Source organism: Streptomyces aurantiacus (assembly GCF_027107535.1).
Lineage (GTDB): Bacteria > Actinomycetota > Actinomycetes > Streptomycetales > Streptomycetaceae > Streptomyces.
The window spans coordinates 289962-307103 of record NZ_CP114282.1; the positions used below are offsets into that span (position 1 = coordinate 289962).

20 protein-coding genes and 3 pseudogenes are annotated in these 17142 nt (G+C 68.0%); 10 read left to right on the top strand and 13 right to left on the bottom strand.

Annotation, left to right across the window (positions count from 1 at the left end):
• Positions 1-72: 72 nt before the first annotated feature.
• A complete protein-coding gene (locus tag O1Q96_RS01315; RefSeq protein WP_269246431.1) occupies positions 73-1056 on the top strand; it encodes an SDR family oxidoreductase in 984 nt (327 codons plus the stop codon).
• Positions 1057-1412: 356 nt separating this feature from the next.
• Here the strand turns inward: O1Q96_RS01315 and O1Q96_RS01320 are convergent, their stop codons facing one another.
• From O1Q96_RS01320 to O1Q96_RS01330, 3 genes are all read right to left on the bottom strand, one after another.
• Complete coding sequence (locus tag O1Q96_RS01320; protein ID WP_269246432.1) at positions 1413-2006, bottom strand: hypothetical protein; 594 nt, start codon at positions 2004-2006, stop codon at positions 1413-1415.
• A gap of 7 nt (positions 2007-2013) precedes the next feature.
• Complete coding sequence (locus O1Q96_RS01325) at positions 2014-2334, bottom strand: DNA ligase-like domain-containing protein (RefSeq protein WP_269246433.1); 321 nt, start codon at positions 2332-2334, stop codon at positions 2014-2016.
• Between the two features lie 355 nt (positions 2335-2689).
• Complete coding sequence (locus O1Q96_RS01330; protein ID WP_269246434.1) at positions 2690-3544, bottom strand: hypothetical protein; 855 nt, start codon at positions 3542-3544, stop codon at positions 2690-2692.
• A 1298-nt stretch (positions 3545-4842) separates the two neighbouring features.
• On the opposite strand from O1Q96_RS01330, the gene O1Q96_RS01335 reads away from it, so the two are divergent.
• Both O1Q96_RS01335 and O1Q96_RS01340 read left to right on the top strand, forming a co-directional pair.
• Entirely contained in the window at positions 4843-5172 is a 330-nt protein-coding gene (locus O1Q96_RS01335) for a PadR family transcriptional regulator (protein WP_269246435.1), read from the top strand.
• Between the two features lie 2 nt (positions 5173-5174).
• The gene (locus tag O1Q96_RS01340) at positions 5175-5564 is read left to right on the top strand and encodes a DUF1048 domain-containing protein (protein ID WP_269246436.1); all 390 of its coding nucleotides are present in this window, start codon (positions 5175-5177) and stop codon (positions 5562-5564) included.
• Positions 5565-5572: 8 nt separating this feature from the next.
• Here the strand turns inward: O1Q96_RS01340 and O1Q96_RS01345 are convergent, their stop codons facing one another.
• Together O1Q96_RS01345 and O1Q96_RS01350 are read right to left on the bottom strand one after the other, a co-directional pair.
• Positions 5573-5902 (bottom strand): hypothetical protein, encoded by a 330-nt coding sequence (locus tag O1Q96_RS01345; protein ID WP_269246333.1) that lies wholly within the window; start codon positions 5900-5902, stop codon positions 5573-5575.
• A 76-nt stretch (positions 5903-5978) separates the two neighbouring features.
• Complete coding sequence (locus O1Q96_RS01350) at positions 5979-6848, bottom strand: IS5 family transposase (RefSeq protein WP_269246334.1); 870 nt, start codon at positions 6846-6848, stop codon at positions 5979-5981.
• A 194-nt stretch (positions 6849-7042) separates the two neighbouring features.
• On the opposite strand from O1Q96_RS01350, the gene O1Q96_RS01355 reads away from it, so the two are divergent.
• The 3 genes from O1Q96_RS01355 to O1Q96_RS01365 all read left to right on the top strand — a co-directional run bounded on the left by O1Q96_RS01355 (position 7043) and on the right by O1Q96_RS01365 (position 9382).
• Positions 7043-8035, top strand: coding sequence for an ATP-binding cassette domain-containing protein (locus tag O1Q96_RS01355; RefSeq protein WP_269246437.1), 993 nt, complete (start codon positions 7043-7045; stop codon positions 8033-8035).
• A complete protein-coding gene (locus O1Q96_RS01360; RefSeq protein ID WP_269246438.1) occupies positions 8032-8817 on the top strand; it encodes an ABC transporter permease in 786 nt (261 codons plus the stop codon). Before O1Q96_RS01355 ends, O1Q96_RS01360 begins: the two co-directional genes overlap by 4 nt.
• 337 nt (positions 8818-9154) lie before the next feature.
• Positions 9155-9382, top strand: coding sequence for a hypothetical protein (locus O1Q96_RS01365; protein WP_269246439.1), 228 nt, complete (start codon positions 9155-9157; stop codon positions 9380-9382).
• A gap of 11 nt (positions 9383-9393) precedes the next feature.
• Here O1Q96_RS01365 and O1Q96_RS01370 read toward each other — a convergent pair whose 3' ends face one another.
• Positions 9394-9990, bottom strand: a complete 597-nt coding sequence (locus tag O1Q96_RS01370; protein WP_269246440.1) for a hypothetical protein — start codon at positions 9988-9990, stop codon at positions 9394-9396.
• Between the two features lie 87 nt (positions 9991-10077).
• Positions 10078-10194 (bottom strand): annotated as a pseudogene (locus O1Q96_RS01375) (IS5/IS1182 family transposase); the annotation flags it as partial.
• 739 nt (positions 10195-10933) lie between these two features.
• Between O1Q96_RS01375 and O1Q96_RS01380 the strand changes: the two are divergent.
• Entirely contained in the window at positions 10934-11281 is a 348-nt protein-coding gene (locus O1Q96_RS01380) for a hypothetical protein (RefSeq protein ID WP_269246441.1), read from the top strand.
• Here O1Q96_RS01380 and O1Q96_RS01385 read toward each other — a convergent pair.
• Positions 11258-12310, bottom strand: coding sequence for a helix-turn-helix domain-containing protein (locus O1Q96_RS01385; protein ID WP_269246442.1), 1053 nt, complete (start codon positions 12308-12310; stop codon positions 11258-11260). The genes O1Q96_RS01380 and O1Q96_RS01385 overlap by 24 nt on opposite strands.
• Positions 12311-12471: 161 nt before the next feature.
• Between O1Q96_RS01385 and O1Q96_RS01390 the strand changes: the two genes are divergently transcribed.
• The 3 genes from O1Q96_RS01390 (at position 12472) to O1Q96_RS01400 (ending at position 14491) form a co-directional block, all read left to right on the top strand.
• Complete coding sequence (locus O1Q96_RS01390) at positions 12472-12936, top strand: peptidase inhibitor family I36 protein (RefSeq protein WP_269246443.1); 465 nt, start codon at positions 12472-12474, stop codon at positions 12934-12936.
• Between the two features lie 103 nt (positions 12937-13039).
• On the top strand, positions 13040-14014 hold the full coding sequence (locus O1Q96_RS01395; RefSeq protein WP_269246444.1) for a hypothetical protein: 975 nt from the start codon (positions 13040-13042) through the stop codon (positions 14012-14014).
• Between the two features lie 93 nt (positions 14015-14107).
• Positions 14108-14491: a peptidase inhibitor family I36 protein gene (locus tag O1Q96_RS01400; protein WP_269246445.1), complete on the top strand. Its 384-nt coding sequence runs from the start codon at positions 14108-14110 to the stop codon at positions 14489-14491.
• 18 nt (positions 14492-14509) lie between these two features.
• Here the strand turns inward: O1Q96_RS01400 and O1Q96_RS01405 are convergent.
• The 5 genes and pseudogenes from O1Q96_RS01405 to O1Q96_RS01425 all read right to left on the bottom strand — a co-directional run.
• Positions 14510-14847: pseudogene (locus O1Q96_RS01405) on the bottom strand (L-serine ammonia-lyase, iron-sulfur-dependent, subunit alpha); the annotation flags it as partial.
• Between the two features lie 309 nt (positions 14848-15156).
• A pseudogene (locus tag O1Q96_RS01410) lies at positions 15157-15879 on the bottom strand (pentapeptide repeat-containing protein); the annotation flags it as partial.
• Positions 15876-16472, bottom strand: coding sequence for a hypothetical protein (locus O1Q96_RS01415; RefSeq protein WP_269246446.1), 597 nt, complete (start codon positions 16470-16472; stop codon positions 15876-15878). The pseudogene O1Q96_RS01410 and the gene O1Q96_RS01415, both read right to left, overlap by 4 nt.
• Before the next feature lie 74 nt (positions 16473-16546).
• The gene (locus O1Q96_RS01420; RefSeq protein ID WP_269246447.1) at positions 16547-16918 is read right to left on the bottom strand and encodes a transposase family protein; all 372 of its coding nucleotides are present in this window, start codon (positions 16916-16918) and stop codon (positions 16547-16549) included.
• The gene (locus O1Q96_RS01425) at positions 16915-17070 is read right to left on the bottom strand and encodes a hypothetical protein (protein ID WP_269246448.1); all 156 of its coding nucleotides are present in this window, start codon (positions 17068-17070) and stop codon (positions 16915-16917) included. The genes O1Q96_RS01420 and O1Q96_RS01425 overlap by 4 nt, the downstream gene beginning before the upstream one ends.
• Positions 17071-17142 lie beyond the last annotated feature (72 nt).

Consider the following 17142-nt stretch of genomic DNA (forward strand, 5'->3'; position numbering starts at 1 on the left):
ATCCCATCCCAGCTGCGAGGCATGCCGCACGCCGGGCTGCCCCGTGCCCGTTCCTCCCGTTGCGAGGCCAACATGACCGCAGCCCGCCCCACCGTCCTCCTCACCGGCTCGACCGGCGTGATCGGGGCGAACCTCCTCCCCGCCCTCGCCGCCCGCCACGACGTCACCGCGTTCGTCCACCGCCGCCGGCCCGAAGGCGCCACCACCTGCGTGCAGGCCGACCTGACCGCCGACAGCCTGGGCCTGAGCAGCAGCCGGCGCCGCGAACTGGCCGCCGGAATCGACGTCATCGTGCACTGCGGCGGTCTCACCGACTTCGCCCCCCGCGACCGCACCGCCTTCGACACCGTCAACGCAGAGGGCACCCGCAGGATCCTGGAACTCGCCGAAGACGCCCGCGTGCCCGTGGTCCTGCTCTCCTCCGCCTCCGCCGCCTTCGACGTCCCCGGGGACGACCTCGCCGCCCGCTCCATGCGCGCGTACAGCCAGTCCAAGCGCCGAGGCGAGGAACTGGCCGCCCAATGCAGCCAGACGGTCGCGATCGTGCGCACCGCGCTCCTGTTCGCCGCCCGAAACGCGCCTGCCGCCCCGCAACACCAGTTCCCGCACGCCCTGTTCACCGCCATGCTGCAAGCACGACCCGGTTCACTGCCCGTCCTGCCCGACCACTGGACCGACATCCTCCCGATGGAGACCCTCGTCGACTACGTCACCGCACTCACCGAAGCATTGATCTGCGGCAACGCAGCAGCTCCCGGCCTCCACTGGGTCACCGCCGGCCCCGCCCGCCTGACCGCAGCCGACCTGGAGCGAGCATGCATCGACTTCCTCAACGAAGCGGGCCGTCCGGCCACCGGCCCCCTGCTCGCCGATCCTTCCACCCCGCAACCTCGCGCACGCGGCCTGGCACGCGTAGCCCAAATCGGCTTCCTGCCACCCAGTCAGCCTGACATGCCCTCCCACCTGACCCGGATGCTCCCCACCCAGGTGACCCGCTCCGAGGTACTCGACTCCCTCGCACACAACGTCCGACGCTGCGCGCCATGGACATCATGACCCCCACTCCTCGGCGACCCCGTCATGCCCGGCAGGCCCGACAAATGCATACACCCCAGCCGCGCCCCCAGGGCGGAGCCTGATGTCAGATGCGGGGGCGGTTCCGGCGACGACATGGTCGACGCCTTCCACCGTGAGCGGGCGGCGGCGGACGGTGTCGCCCGGTCAGCGGATCGGTGACAGGGTTATATCCGGGTGCGCGGTCTGTACGTACTTCACCGCGACACGGGGGTGGATGCCCAAGAGGCGGACGAGGCGGACCGGGTCGGCGGTCTCCTGGGCCTCGTAGAGGGATGCGGTCGGCCCATACCTGGCGGGGCAGCAGCCCGACCTGGTCGAAGGCGGTCCTGCACGCACTACCTGATCGGCGGGGATGCCAGGTGACGGTAGGTCTGGGAGGCGATGAGCAGATGCGGGTTGGCGGCTTGTGGCCAGCGCCGCCGGCGTTTGCGAAGCCAGTCGGCCACAAGGCCGGTGCCCAGGTCGTCGAGGTAGCCGGTGCGGATGTGCTCGGCCCGTCGGACTGCGAGGGTCCGGTGGCCGCGGTCGGCGTCGGGGAGGTTGAGCCGGGCGACCTCCACGGCGCGCACGGTGGATGGCGACCAGTCCAACGCCGTCGGCGTGAGGCGCCATGGCACGACGCCATAGAGCTCGCACAACTCGATCACGGGCTTGACCAACTGGTCGATCGACGTCGGCATCAATCCGGCCGCGTCCCGCGCCCACTGGTACTCCGCGAGCGTGTCGAAGAAGTACGACCGCTCATCAACCTGGCCCGGACGGCTCCGGTAGGTGTGGAGAGAGAAGACCTCCGCCAGACCGACCGTGTCACGTCCCGATCTCAGGGAACGGGTTCCAGATTCCCCATGTACCAGCAGACTACGAAAGGCACTCACAAAATCTGCCAGCGATTGCAGAAATCTCACACCCTTGAGAGACGCCTCGAACATGAGTCTCCTACCTGCTGATTTGGCCCCACCATCCCGTGATGACCAGCCAGGAACCCGTGCGTACTCCAGTTACGAAGTGCGCCGGCTGCTGTCCGGCGGCCTGGAGAGCTGCGGGGCCGCGCCGCTGCAGCCGGGTTTGCAGCTGCCCGAACGCGAGACACCCGGCGCTGTTCCACACGATGAGTTCGCCGTCCCGGGCGATGGCGTCCGGCAGTTGCGCTGCTCCGGCCACTACCTCAGGAAACGCGGCTGCCGTGGGGGCGCCGCGCCGGTAGCGCAGCACCACCTGGCCGCCGTCGACGGAGAGGCCGGCCCGGAATCCGTCCACTTGGGTTCCGCGGCTGACCGCGGTGGCAGGGCAGGGCTGCGCACCGCTTCGGTGAGCATCGGCTCCGGCAAGGTCCACATCACAAACCCATGCCTTCCACCCAGGCCGTGCGCTACCCGAGTGAGCGCGTGCGCCCACGTGGGGCTTGTACGTGGAAGCCAAAACCGTACTCACCGTTCCGAGCTGGTGATTTGGCCGCCATGCTGCCTGCCAGGAGCATCCTCTGAGCGGCTGGCTCGCGGCGCCCGGGAAGTGGCCCGGAAGCGCACACGCCGGACAACATGCCTCGTGGCAGCAGCAGTGCCCACTGCCGCAAGGCCACCCAAAAACTCGGGTAGCGCCTCCACCAGCACCTTCATGACGATGACCGTGCTTTCCGTACCTTCTTGGCGGCACCGTCGTGGGAACGGGAGACCGTACGTCTGACCTTGCGGCGCACCCGCTCACCGAAGACTCCCGGATCAGGCACGCCGACGAAGAGGGCTGCATCGGTCCACGTTGCGATTCCCTTGTGCGCCCAGGCCATCGCCACCGCGCGCTCGTCCGGATGTAGGGCGTGCAGGATCGTGGTCAGACGTGCCTCGTGAAAGTCAGAGGTCGCTGCCATGCTGCCGGGTTCAGCGACGGAAGCCAGCACGTCATACAGCGACAGTCCGTCGCCGAGGGGCATGTCGAGGAGCAAAAGTCGTGATCCGCAGGTACGGCGATGCCACAAGGGCAGCAACTGACGGTGAAGCTGCTCGGCTTCCTTCCTCAGCTGCGCGATGGCTTCTGGCCCTAGCCGGTGACCTTGGATGAACGGATCTGCCCATTCGCCCAGGAGAGCCGTGGAGACGGCCTCACGCCAGCGCGTCCCTCGGCGGCCGATTACTTGCATTGCGAAGGCGTCGATCAGGTCGTCCTTCCCCCGCAAGGCTGCCTGGCGGGCGCCGAGAGCGTGTGCGACGTGGAGAGTCTCTCGAGCGAGGTGACTGCGCCAGTTGCCCTCTAGATCCACACCGTCTTCGAAAAGCTTGTTGGAAACGGCACCGTCGTCCTCAACGGCAACGTGCACTGGCTTGATGCCCATGCGAGTTCCGACGCACAGCACGTTCCGGCGATCCAATCTGGCATGGAAGTAGATCATGGGCATGGCGCTTTCACCGACTCGAATGCCGACGGTTCCGATCTGGGTTTCTACGGCGGGCGACAAAACGATGCTGTCCTTCACGCGGGCTACTCCTACAGGTGGAAGACGCTGTACTTCTAGGCCCGGCAGCGCACTCCACCGGCAACGAATCCACGATTTCACCGTGTGATCGTCGTCACATGAGACTCCAAGGGAAGAGTGAAACGGAACGCGGGAGCATCGGCTCCGGCAACGTCCATGCCTTCCGCCCGGGCCATGCGCCTCCTGGGTGACCCCCTGCACGCCACCCCGTCGCCGATGGGCCGCCACCCCGACCATGACCCCGACCACATCTGGCAGGCCTCTTGTGAGGGCGAGAGGCACGGCGCATCCTGCGCCTGAGGCGGAACGACCGCTGCGAGTCCGGCCCCATCCGCAAGCTCGACTGGGTCATCGCCGACGCGAGTCCGGGGCCCGGGCTGACCTCTTCACCCGAACTGGATCCGCAGCGACCAGACCCGCGAGAACTACGTGCCGTTCTTCTTCAAACAGCTGGGGGCGCGCGCTGGAAGACCAAGGGCACGACCGCGGCGGCCTCACCGTCATCCACGCGGGGCCGCCTCCGGAACCGCGCGTACGCGCCCTCGCAGAATCCGTTGACTGCCTGGTGGAGCGCGCCCCGGCGCACTCCACCAGGCGACAATGCGCTCGTGGCGTGCGCTCGCCCAACCCGGGGAAAGCACGTGGCCTGGGCGGGACGAGGGCGAAGGACAGTTGTCGCCCCTGAGCATCTTCTCTTGTTGATCAAGCATGGTGCTGCCGGGCGGCTTTGCAGTGCGAGCGCGGGGAGCAGTTGGACGTCGAAGTCCTTGAGCCCGTCCGGGAGGGGCCATCCCCGCGGGTGCGGGGAGCAGCGTCCGCTGTACCAGGGAAGGGCCAGGCCGTGGACCATCCCCGTAGGCGCGGGGAGCAGCGCCCGGAGGTACATCGGATCGATCCGAAGTGGGCGGACAAGCTTACCGACGCGGACCGGCGAGCGCTGTCGCGGTTGTTATGGACCCATGTGAATCCGTACGGCCGGTTCGAGCTGGACATGAACAGCCGTCTCGATCTGGACCTGTCCGTCCGGGCGACGGTGCCCGGCCCGCGTATCCCGCAGGGTGAGGCTGCCGCAGCCCCAGTGTGACGCCCGGGATAGCCCAGGCCCGGAACCTCGGTGGGGACGACGTTGCTCGGGGCGCTTCAGCGTCCCGAGCAACGTGCGTGAGCGGCAGGTCTACCGCAGGAGCCGCAAGTGCTGAACCGAGTGCCGCACTATTCCTTCTTGCTAAGTACCGGTAGTCAGCGTTACGGTGTACCAGTACTCAGCAACACCGAATACCTCAGAGAGGAGGTGTCACATGGCCAAACTGCTGACGGAGATGCTCAAGGGCACGCTGGAGGGCATCATCCTCGCGTCCCTGTCTGGCCGGCCCGCCTACGGCTACGAGATCACGGCACATCTGCGGGAGCAGGGTTTCTCCGACATCGCCGAAGGCACTATCTACGCGCTGCTCCTGCGGATGGAGAAGCGCGGCCTGGTCGACGTGGAGAAGGTCCCCTCCGAGAAGGGGCCGCCGCGCAAGGTGCACTCCCTCAACGCGCAGGGGCAGCAGTACCTCGAAGAGTTCTGGAGGACCTGGAGCTTCCTCACGGAACGACTGGACCAGCTCCGCGAAGGGGGCAAGTAACCATGTCCGATGTCGAGAATAGCGGCTTCCTCATGAAGGTGATCGGGCCCAAGAAGCGTTGGAAGGCGTACAAGGAGCGCGTCAAGGAGCTTCCCCAGAACTACCGCACGGCGGTCGAGGCGATCGAGCAGTACCTGATGCACTTCGTGCCGACCGACGGCGACAGCAACGCGGCGATGTTCGAAGACCTTGCCGACCTCTTCGAGCAGGCCGCGGCGGACGGAATGCCGATCCGCGACATCGTCGGAGAAGACCCGGTGGAGTTCGTCGACGCGTACGCCCAGAACTACACGGAGGGCGGCTACGTCCCCGCCCGTGCACGCAAGCAGCTGACCGACGCCCTCGCGAGCGCCGAGGGCGAGGCCCCGGAGGAGACGGCGGGCACCGCCTAGGCCGTGTTTTAGAACGGGCTGGTCTGCCGAGTTGGCTGTCCGGGGAAGTCGCGGGCGGCCAGCCAAATGATGAGGTCGCCTGCGATCCGGCCGATGCTGGTGTCAGTGGTGACCTCGTGTTCGCGGCGGGCGGTGTCGCGGCGGACGGTCTCGTAGCCGCCTTCGTCGAGGACGGCCACGGAGGCGAACCAGGCGGGGTCGTCCTGGTCGGGCTGGATGACGACGAACGTGTTGTCCGCGTCGTTCAGTTCGCTGATGAGGTCGAACAGGGCGTCCTCGGACGGGTCGTCGATGTGATGGCCGTTCTCGCTGTCGGCGCAGTAGTACTCAGCCGCCATTGGTCCGCTGTCTCCCTTGTGCCGACGTGCTGCGGGTTGCCGCCGCCAGGATGGCATGCGGTGCGGAAGCGCCAAGTCACAGCCATTCGTTGATGGCGGCGATGTGGACGGTGGCCTCGAAGCGGACGGCGAGCTTGTCGAACCGGGTGGCCACCGCCCGATTGCGCTTGAGCCGGTTGATGCCGCACTCGACCGCGTGCCGGGCCTTGTAGTCCTCGCGGTCGAAGGCCGGCGGTCGCCCGCCGTTGCTGCCGCGGCGTCTGCGATGGCCGGCCTGATCGGCCGGTTCCGGGATGGTGGCCCGGATCCCGCGTCGGCGTAAGTAGGCGCGGTTGGCGCGCGATGAGTACGCCTTGTCACCACGGACCCGCAGCGGCCGTCTGCGCGGTCGCCCCGCGCCGAGCCGGGGCACACGGATGCCTTCCAGTACGGCCACGAACTGCGGGCTGTCACCCCGCTGCCCTGCCGTGACCAGCAACGACAAGGGCCGTTGGCCTTGTTCGCACGCCAGATGAATCTTGGTGGTCAGACCGCCTCGAGACCGGCCGAGTGCGTGATCGTCCGGCTCGGCGACGATCCCGCCGGGCGGCTCCTTCTGAGTCTTCCCGTCCCGGCGGGCGCCGGCCGCGTGCTGGTGAGCCCGGCAGACCGTGGAGTCGACATTCACCTCCCACGTGATCAGCCCGCCGGCATCGGCCCTGGCCTGCAGCCCGCTCAGTACTGCTGCCCAGACACCGGTGCGTTGCCAGCGACGGAACAGCCCGTAGACCGTCTGCCACGGCCCGTACTGACCCGGCAGGTCCCGCCATGGGGCACCAGTCCGTACCCGCCAGCGGATCCCATCGATCAGCCTCCGCCGGCATGCTGACGGCCTGCCGACCTGCGCGACGGGCAACAGCGGTTCCAGCACTGCCCACTGCTCATCCGAGAGATCCCCACGTCCCACACCGAGATCATCACGGCATCAGGCGCGGCAACAAACCCCGTTCTAAAACACGGCCTAGATCCGCACCCCGCCCCGGGCGCGGCATCATCGGCATTCGCCGCGCCCGGGGCCCGGCCCCAGATGGGCCGTCCTCAACTCACTCACCCGCCAGTCGCTTCAGCCTTCGAACGGGAACATCCATGCCTTCATCTGTCATGTCCACATCCAAAAAGGGCGACGGTCACCCATTGCCGACCGCCGTCTCCGCCGTCGGTCTGCGCAAGTCCTACGGTGACAAGACCGTCCTCGACGGCATCGATCTGCAGATCCCGGCCGGGTCCGTGTTCGCACTGCTCGGTCCGAACGGCGCGGGCAAGACCACCGCCGTGAAGATCCTCTCCACCCTCATCACCGCCGACCCTGCCTCCGGAGACATCCACATCTGCGGCCACGACCTGGCCGCCGCCCCGCAGGCGGTGCGTGCCGCGATCGGCGTCACCGGGCAGTTCTCGGCGGTCGACGGCCTGATCACCGGCGAGGAGAACATGCTCCTCATGGCCGACCTGCACCATCTCTCCAAGCAGGAGGGCCGCCGGGTCGCCGCCGAACTCCTGGAGCGCTTCGACCTGGCGGAGGCCGCCAAGAAGCCCGCCTCCAGCTACTCCGGCGGCATGAAGCGACGCCTGGACATCGCCATGACCCTGGTCGGCAACCCCCGGATCTTCTTCCTCGACGAGCCGACCACCGGCCTCGACCCGCGCTCCCGCCACAACATGTGGGGCATCATCCGCAAACTGGTCTCCGGAGGGGTCACCGTCTTCCTCACCACCCAGTACCTCGAAGAGGCCGACGAACTCGCCGACCGCATCGCCGTACTCAACGACGGCAAGATCGCCGCCGAAGGCACGGCCGAGGAGCTCAAGCGGCTCATCCCCGGCGGCCACATCCGGATCCGCTTCACCGACCCCGCCGCCTACAGGTCCGCCGCCTCCGCACTGCGCGACGTCACCACGGACGACGAGGCACTGGCGCTGCAGATCCCCAGCGACGGCAGCCAGCGCGGACTGAGCTCCATCCTCAGCTGGCTCGAATCAGAGGGCATCGAGGCGGACGAACTGACCGTCCATACCCCCGACCTCGACGACGTCTTCTTCGCCCTGACCGGCCCCACCAACGTCATCAGCCAGACCGAGGAGACCGTCCGATGAGCGCCCTCTCCCTCGCCGTCCGCGACTCGAGCACGATGCTGCGCCGCAACCTCCTGCACGCGCGGCGCTACCCGTCCGGAACCCTGAACCTTCTCCTCGCCCCGATCATGATGCTCCTGCTCTTCGTCTACATCTTCGGCGACGTGATGAGCACGGGCATCGGCGGCGCGGACCGCTCCGACTACATCGCCTACATCGTCCCCGGTATTTTAATGATGACCATCGGCAGCACCGTGATCGGGGCCGCGGTCTACGTCTCCACGGACATGAACGAGGGCCTCATCGCCCGCTTCCGCACGATGAAGATCTACCGCGGCTCCATGATGATCGGGCACGTCGTCGGCAGCGTGCTGCAGTGCCTGGCCAGCGTGGTCCTCGTCGGTGCCGTCGCCGTGGCCATCGGCTTCCGGTCCACCGACGCCACGGCCCTGGAGTGGCTGGCCGCGTTCGGACTGCTTGCACTGTTCGCCGTGGCGCTCACCTGGATCGCAGTCGGCATGGGCATGGCCAGCCCGAACGCCGAGGCAGCCGCCAACAGCGCCCAGCCGCTGATCCTCCTGCCGCTCATCTCCAGCGCGTTCATCCCGGCCGACACAATGCCGGGCTGGTTCCAGCCGATCGCCGAGTACCAGCCCTTCACCCCGGCCATCGAGACCCTGCGCGGCCTGCTGCTCGGCACCGAGATCGGCAACGACTGGTGGATCGCCCTCGCATGGTGCGTCGGCCTGATCGCGCTCGGCTACCGCTGGTCGATGGCGCAGTTCAACCGCGACGCGAAGTGAGCACGCGGGCGGGCTGATTCCCCCGGAGCCCGTCCCGCTCCCGGGCGGCGTACTTCGACACCGCGTCGGCGTACGCGCCCAGTCGGCGTCCTCGACCTGCCAGTCCGGGGCTGCGGTCATTGTCGGCTGGAACTCCCGTGGCAGGCGGAGCCGTTCGGCCAGCGCGAGCAACTGCACTGTGGAAGCCGCCGCCGACAAGGCCCGCCACGGCGAGCCCGCAGAGGACGATGCCGAAGGCCGAGGGCGAGGGGCCATCCCCGCGGGTGCGGGGAGCAGGAGCCGCTGCACCCGCACCAAATTCCGGCACACGGGACCATCCCCGCAGGTGGTCCGCGCCATGATCGACGGTTTGCGGGCGATGCTGGAGCAGGCGTTGCTGGCAGCGGGAGCCGGTAAGCAGGAGGCGGCAGAGCTGACGTTGTGCACGCTGGCGACGAACAAATCTCTGGCGGTGCTGAGCCGTGCCGGCTTCTCGGGCGAAGACCTGGCAACCGTCGCGGCAGCCGCCGCTAAAAATGCCAAGGCTCTGCCGAATCTACCGGCCGAACCGTCGGGGCCGCGATAGGACATCGTTTCTTATGGCTGTGATGAGGACTGGGCGGCTTTAGGGAAGCCCAGTTCATCCAGCAGCGCGTCGAACAGCTCCTCTACGAAGGTCTCCCGTGCACGTAGCAGTTCCTCGATCCGGGACTGCTGCGCCGTGGTCTGGACACCAGCTGCTGTAGCCCACGCAAGAGCACCTTCGGCGTCGGCCGGCACCTCCGCATCGAGCTCTGCGCGCTTACGTCCGATGGCTTCTTCGAACTCCGGGGTGGCTATCCACAGGCTCACGTCGTCTACGTCCTCGGGGTCCTCGACGAGGAGAGCAGCGGCGTTTTCCAGGTTGAGCCATGCCTGCCAGCGGTGCCCGCCGGTGTTGAGGCCGGTCACGAGGGCGATGCTGCTGTCGGAGACATCAGCGACGCAGGCCGGCGCGCCGGTCCATTCGACCAAGGTGGGCAGGTGCTCGTCCTCCCAGATGCCTTGCTCCAATTGCAGGGTCTGCCAGCCGCCTGGTCGCGGCTGCCACGCGTACACGTTGTCCCTCAGCCCTGGACCGGTGCTGCCGAACAGGGGTGCTTCCAGCAGGGGGCGCTCGCTGCGCGCAAAGACCAGATGACCGGAAAAGCCCATGGAACCTCCTCGTCGAATACCAGCGCACCCTACGAGCCGTCACTGACACCACCGGTGCTGGCCGACTGTTGATCCCGATCGATTGGTTCACCGGATCAGTCGGCGGTGGCCGATCAGGGTCGCGGCTATGCCGACAAAGGCGAGAAAGTGTTCGGCCTTGCGTTCGTAGCGGCGGTGGAGCCTTCGGTAGCCGGCCAGCCAGGCGGGCCGAGCCCGGCCTGGAGCCTCATCCCACCCCGCGCCGTCCGCCAGCGGCTCTACAAAAAGATCCACAGGATGCGAAAGGCGGTTGGAACCCTCGCCCTGCCCGCCATCGCCACCACCAGCAGCCTCTACTTCACCCACGTCCTGCCCCACAGCGATGCCCCCATCGCCCTGGGCCTCACCGGTCTCGTCGTCCTGTACGACTCCGTCATCGCCGTATGCCACACCTGGCACAAACGCCGAACGCTGGCCGCGCCTCGATCTGGAGCAGCTCCTCCAGGACCGTCTGATGCAACAGGACGTCCCGACACGCCTGTTGCTTCTGGATAGACCTGCGGGCTACTGATGGAAGACGCTGGCCAACCCGCTGCGCAAACTCGGCGCCCTCGCCGAGAGGATCTCGCGACCCGGACACCGATGTCGCGCGACGGCTTCGGCACCTGGCTGCGCACCCCCTGCCGGACCGCGACATCATCGCGAACCCGTCGGCGATGTACGCGGGTTAAGCGCTCGACGGCGCCGAACCGGACTGGGACCTGACCGAGGTCGCCGCCCACTACCCGTCGGCCCTGCCCGGCCTCCGCGCCGACCGGACGAAGACCCCGCTGGCTCTGCTCACGCCCAGCGCCGCCCAGGGCTTCACCCTGCTGCGCCACCGTGACGAAGCGCTGGAGGTCTGTCTCACAACTACCACGGCGACGAGACCGGCACCCTGACGTCCCTGCTGATGCTGGCCGGCGTGGGCCGTTTCGTCCGGCCCGGCACCGAGGCACCGGTCCTGTACTGGGGCGGCGACATCCACCCCGGCCTCCCGATGCCCGGCGACGAGCCCCACGCGGTCATGCTCGCCACCCCGACCGGGGCACGCTTCGTCGACACCTACCCGCTCGCCACCCTGATCGCGGCCCCGACGCCGATCGAGACCGACTTCCTCGCGGCGACCGCCCCCGGCGACGACGGAAACCCCGCCCTGGACGCCCCCGACCTGCTCGACCCCGCCCAGCTCGCCCAGCCGGCCCCCACCGAGCCAACCGAACAGCCCTGCCGGCCTCTCCTGCCCGCGTCAGAGCCCCCCACCTGTCCGTGACGTGCCCCGAGCCGCCGACGCCCCGCGCGCACAGGCGCGGAGCACGGACGCGCCGACCGGGGTGAGAGTGTGCAGCACCGTCGTCGCGTGCCGACTGCTGGTGATCAGCCCCGCGTCCCGCAGCGCGCTGGCGTGCCGGCTGGCCGACGACGCGGACACCCCGGCGGCCCGTGCGATCTCCCCGGTCGTGGCCCCGGCCGCCGAGGCCCACAGGGCGGTGGCCCGGGTCTGCCCGAGCAGGGTGGCCAGGGACGCCTCGGGGGAGTCCTCCAGGACGCGCCATCCTTGCGGTGACGAGGCCGACGGCTGCTCGTGCAGCAGCGGGTACATCAGCACCTGCGGCAGTTCGGGGTCGGCGAGCCCGACCGGGCGGTGCCAGCAGAAGTACGACGGCACGAAGAGCATCCCGCGGCCGCCCAGGTGCAGATCGCGGTCCACGGCGGGGTGGTAGTCGACGCGCAGGACGGGGGCCTCCCAGCACATGGTGGGGCCGAGACCGGCCAGCATGCCCTCGACACCCCCGTCCAGCAGCCCACGGCACCGCATCGCCCGCTCGGTCTCGATACGGGACTGCATCTGTTCCCCGTACGGGGCGATGGCGACCTCGTAGTAGGCGCGCAGCACCCGCACGAGTTCCTGGCGCGGCCGTGCCTCGGCTAATCGCGGGGCCCATGACGGGGCTCCCACGACGCGGTCGAGCATGTCCAATTCCTCCAGGACCCGGCTCGCCGGCGTGGCCAGAACGGCCTCCAGCCCGGCGTCGAAACCGTCGGACGCCTCGAACGGAGTGAGGAAATCCGGGAAGTAGGAGGCCCTCGGGAGCAGCGGCAGCAGCACGGTGTGCAGAGCACGATCGAGTTTCTTCTCCCGCAGCCGGTGGCGGACGGTGCGGAACCACTCCGCGTAGGCCCAGCGGCCCTGCCGGGTCTGGAAACGGTGCAGGCTGGCGACGATCTCCCAGAACGGATTAGGGGTCGCGGACAAGCGAGTTCTGGCCAGATCGGCGTCGCTGAAATGTATGCGGAGCATCTCGTTCTCCCCCGATGAGCTCAGCTTTTGCGGTCAGCCGCAACAGCATGGCTCGGTGTCAACTTCTCCGCAATGGTGGAACACGCGGATCGAGCCGTGGACGCGCATTGTGGCTCGATCAGGCACGCACGGATATCGGCCCACTGCGAGGGGAAGATCAATTGAACAAGGCGACCAAGCGGATTCTGGCCATCGCGGCGGGAGTGATTCTGCCGGTGGGCGGACTGGCGGGCACGGCCACGGCCAGTTCGGCGAGCGATTCGGTCAAAAGCACCGCTTACGTCTCGACCGCGGCACCGGCCGGCGAGAAGGCGATCACCGCGGCACCGCCCGGATGCACGGCGACGAACGTGTGCTTCTGGAACGGCACCAACTACTCGGACGGTCCGGGAAGACTGTCCGGGTCGAACCCGAACTGGACCGCGTTCTCGCACTCCAGCTGTCCGACCGGCACCTGGAACGACTGCGCCTCCTCGGTCTACAACAACGGGACCAGCTGTAGCGCCGTTCTGTGGACCACCGCGAACTACGGCGGGTCCAGGCTCACGCTCGGCCGCGGTTCGGGCCAGACGGCTCTGAGCTCCACGATGAACAACGCCATATCGTCCAACAACTGGAGCTGCTGAGCCGGTCGATCACGAGGGGCCGGCGTCCGGGAGCGCCGATTCACGGACACCGGCCCCTGCTCATCTGCGAGCCCGCACCGACCACTTACTGAGGGGCACCCGGATGGCACGCGGCCAGAGACCTGGTGGTGGCGTTTCGATTTCCTGCGCGCTGGCGGGATTTCTCCTGCTCACGGCCTGTGGAGTGGCCGCGCCGGACGCCACGGACGACGAGGGCGGGACGACAGGCCTCACTTCGGCCGAACTCGATCTGCTCACCCGATCCGGCTCCTACGTCCAGGGCGAACGCGCGCTGCGCAGGGCCGAATCGGAACTCATCACGGTCTGCATGGCGGACAAGGGTTTCCCGTACCGGGCCGGGACATCCGCGTCCGCACCCATGTCCTTCGAGGATCAACTGATCGGCATGGACGAGCGGCGGACCCGAGGGTACGGCCTCTACGCACAGTATGTGGATTCTCCGGGATCCGGAAAGAAGCGGGAGGGCGGCGAGCCCCTCCCGCCGGGGATGGAGAATGACGCCTATGTGGCCCGGTTGCCCGAGGCGGAAGCGGAAAAGTATGTGCACGCGCTGCGCGGAAATGCCTCCGACCACCGTGAGATGCGACTCCCGGACGACCAGAAGATCACTTTTTCGGGCAAAGGGTGCGAGGCGGTGAGCCGGGAGAAACTGTACGGAAGTCTGGACAACTGGGCGGCCTCCGAACATGTTCCGCAGATCCTCAACAACTCGCTCACGGACCGTGTGACAGCGGATCCCGCGTACGCGGCCGTCATGCGGAAATGGAAAGAGTGCATGGCCGCGAAGGGATACTCCTACAGGGATCCCGAGGACGCGTACCGGAAACTCAAGGACGAGTACGGAGAACGGGGCCCCACCCGGGACATGCGAGAGCGGGAGATCGAGGTGGCGACGGACGACGGCACCTGCGCTCGGCATACGCACGTCCCGAACACCATCCTTTCTCTCAGAAGGCAGTACGCGAAATCCCTGCCCGCCACCGACAAACGCGATCTCCGCCAACTCGCCGATATATGGAAGGCCGCTGCCACACAGGCCCGCAAGCTGACCGAGTGAGAGGAAGCCCTGGTGCAAACAGAGAAAAGGACGAGGACAGGGACGAAGGAGCGGCGGAAGACCGGGGCCAGGAGCAGGGCGAGAAGCAGAGCGTTGATCGCTGTCGTGGCAGGGGCGCTCGTTTCGCTGGGCGGCCCGGCGACCGGGTCGGCAGCGGCCGACACCGAAGCCGTGGCGCCGCCGGGCTGCCCGGCGGGGTACCTCTGTTTCTGGACGGGGCCCAACTTCACCGGCGTCCAGGGCCGGCTAGCGGAGCGGACCTGGATCCCGAACTGGTCCGCGCTGTCCGGCGCGGACTGTCCTGCCGGAAACTGGTCGAATTGTGCGCAGTCCTTCTACAACAACGCGGTCGTCTGCACGGCGGAACTGTGGTCCGCGCCGAACTACTCCGGATCCAAGGTCTCCCTGTCCCGAGGGTCGGCACTCGTGAATCCGCCGATCACGCTGCGCGTCTCCTCCAGCAGTTGGCGCTGCTGAAGACCACGCGCCCCCTCGGCACTCGATGATGTTCACAGCCAGCCCGCCCCGCGCCGTCTCCTCGTACTTGACGCTCATGTCGGCACCGGTCTCCTTCATCGTCTTGATGACCTTGTCGAGGGACACCTTGTGGGTGCCGTCGCCGCGCATGGCCATGCGGGCGGCGGTGTGACGGCCTTCACCGCGGCCATGCCGTTGCGTTCGATGCAGGGGATCTGGACGAGGCCGCCGACGGGGTCGCAGGTGAGGCCGAGGTTGTGTTCCATGCCGATCTCGGCGGCGTTCTCGACCTGTTCGGGGGAGCCGCCCAGCACCTCCGCCAACGCGCCCGCCGCCATCGAGCAGGCCGAGCCGACCGATGCTGCCAGCGTGTCGATCGAGGGTTGTGGGTCTTGGCCGGGCAGCGGGTCTTCGGGGACCAGTTCGTCGTTGAAGGGGAACGGCCGGGGGTGGAAGTTGATGGCGACGGGCTGGGAGAGCCCGGCGTCCAGCAGGTTGATGTGGGCGTAGCGGACGTCGAGGGTGAGCGCCGTGTTGATCTGCGCGGCGTGCAGGAGGACGTGCGTGGCGGCGATCCGTATGCGGATCGGGCAGGTCAGGATGGCTCGGCTCAGGTCCAGGCGGCCGCCGCAGACGATGGGGCCTACCAGGGGCCCGTTGAACGTCGTGTCGGGGAAGTCGGCGTCGCCTTTGAAGCGGGCCCCGGCGAAGACGGCGTCACGGCCGAACGTCGCCTCGTTGAACCGTGCCCTCTCCTCGATCTGTACCGAGACGAAGACGATTCCGTCGGTGAACGTCACGCCGTGGAAGAAGGCTTCGCCGAACAGCTGGGCCCGGGAGAACAGGGCCCCAGCGGCGAACCTGGCGTGGTCGAAGGCGGCGTCCGAGCCGAAGAGGGTGTCCTGGAACCAGGCGGAGCCTTGGAAGTCCGCGTGTTCGAAGGCGCCGCCCATTTCGAAGACGGCTTCCTCGAAGACAGCGTCGCGGTGGAAGGAAACCTCGTCGAACAGGGCGTCGTCTGCGAACTGGGTGCACCAGAAGAAGGCCTCGCCGGTGAACGTGACGTCCGTGAAGTCGGCCAGCTCCAGGAAGCGGGCGCGGCCGAAGTCTGCGTCGCCGAAGGTGTTGCCGACTGCTGCCTTGAGCTCTTCCAGCAGTTCCCGGGTGAAGGGCACCCCGCGGCAGTCCACCGCGGCGCCGGCCGATAGCGCCCCGAGCTCCTGCCTGCGTTCCTCCAGTTGCAGGTGGGCCAGGCACCGGTCGTACGGTGCCCACGGCACACCGAAGCAGTCGCCGCGATCATCCGGGAAACCACAGGCAGGCCAGTGAAGCCGAGGGTTCTGCGGCAGGAAGGCCAGGATGGGGCGGCCCTGATGTATCAGGTTCACCGGGTCTGCAGGGCGCCGCTGTCGATGAGGCCCTGGATGTAGGGCGGCCAGTCCCGGGCCAGGCTCTGGACGATGCCGTCGTGGACGTTCTGGCGGACCTGCGGGGTGACGTGTTCGACGTCGCCGTTGGTGTAGTGCAGGCGCAGGCCTTCGCGGCTGGCGTCACACAGGATGGCGTGAGCCTTCTGTGTGAGCGTGAGATACAGCTGCGGGACCTCCGCCTTGAGGAGTTCGTCGATGACGGCGTCGTAGTCGATGCCGAGGTCGCCCCAGGTCTTGCCCTGGCTGTCGAGCCACAGGGTGATGTCGGAGAAGAACACGGCCTTGCCCGGGCCGTCTTTCGGGTCATGGGCCAAGCCGGTGGCGAGGTCGAGCGCGGTGCCGGCGCCTTTGCTGACGAGGGAGCGGGAGACCATCGGTGGGGCGATGACGGCTGCGCATTCCCCCCAGCCGTCGCGGGTTTCGGTCGGCCAGGGCAGTCCCAGTACGAGCCATCCGGCCGGTGACAGCAGCGAGTTGGGCACCGTCGTCTCCCCCTTGGTGTCGTGGTCGGGTGTCGAGTTGATCTTTTCTGTCCAATTGCGGTGCGACAAGGCCGCATTGAGCCGTTGCCAGTACAGGGAGCGCGGCGGACCGCGTGGGCTGGGTGGCTTCTTCCAGGGTCTTGTCACTCGTTGCTCTTGTCGGCGACCTGGCGCTGGGCCAGGACGTGACCGGTGTGGTCCATCGCGGCGAGAAGGGTGACGTACGGGGTGGTGGCGGTGCGTGAGCCGCGCAGGGCCTTGCCGTCGACAGCGATCGCCCGCAGTCCGGGGCAGGCCGGGGTGGTGCGTGCGGTGAGGAAGGCGCCGATCGCCCGGTCCAGGGCGTCGCCGTCCAGCTGGACGAGTAGACGGCGCAGGGTGTGAGGGTGCGGGACGGACACGGTGCCGGAGAGCGGGTCGGTGGGGAAACCGAGAACCCGGCAGGCCCACGCAGGGACGTCGCCGATCCATTCCGTGATCGCGGTGAGCGACCGGGCACCGGCCAGCACACTCACGCGGCCGCGGCGACCAGGGCGGACAACCGGTAGCGGCGGCCACGGACGCCTCTCGGATCGGGTACCAGATCCAGGAAGCCAGACAGAGCAACCGCGTCCGCCAGCGGGCCCGGCACAGCGGTCCGGCCCAGCTGGTCCAGCGCGGCAGGCATGGGAGAAGATGCAGAAGCGGGCACGGACTCACCAAGTGTTCAGGGGACTTCGACACTCACATGATCACGGAG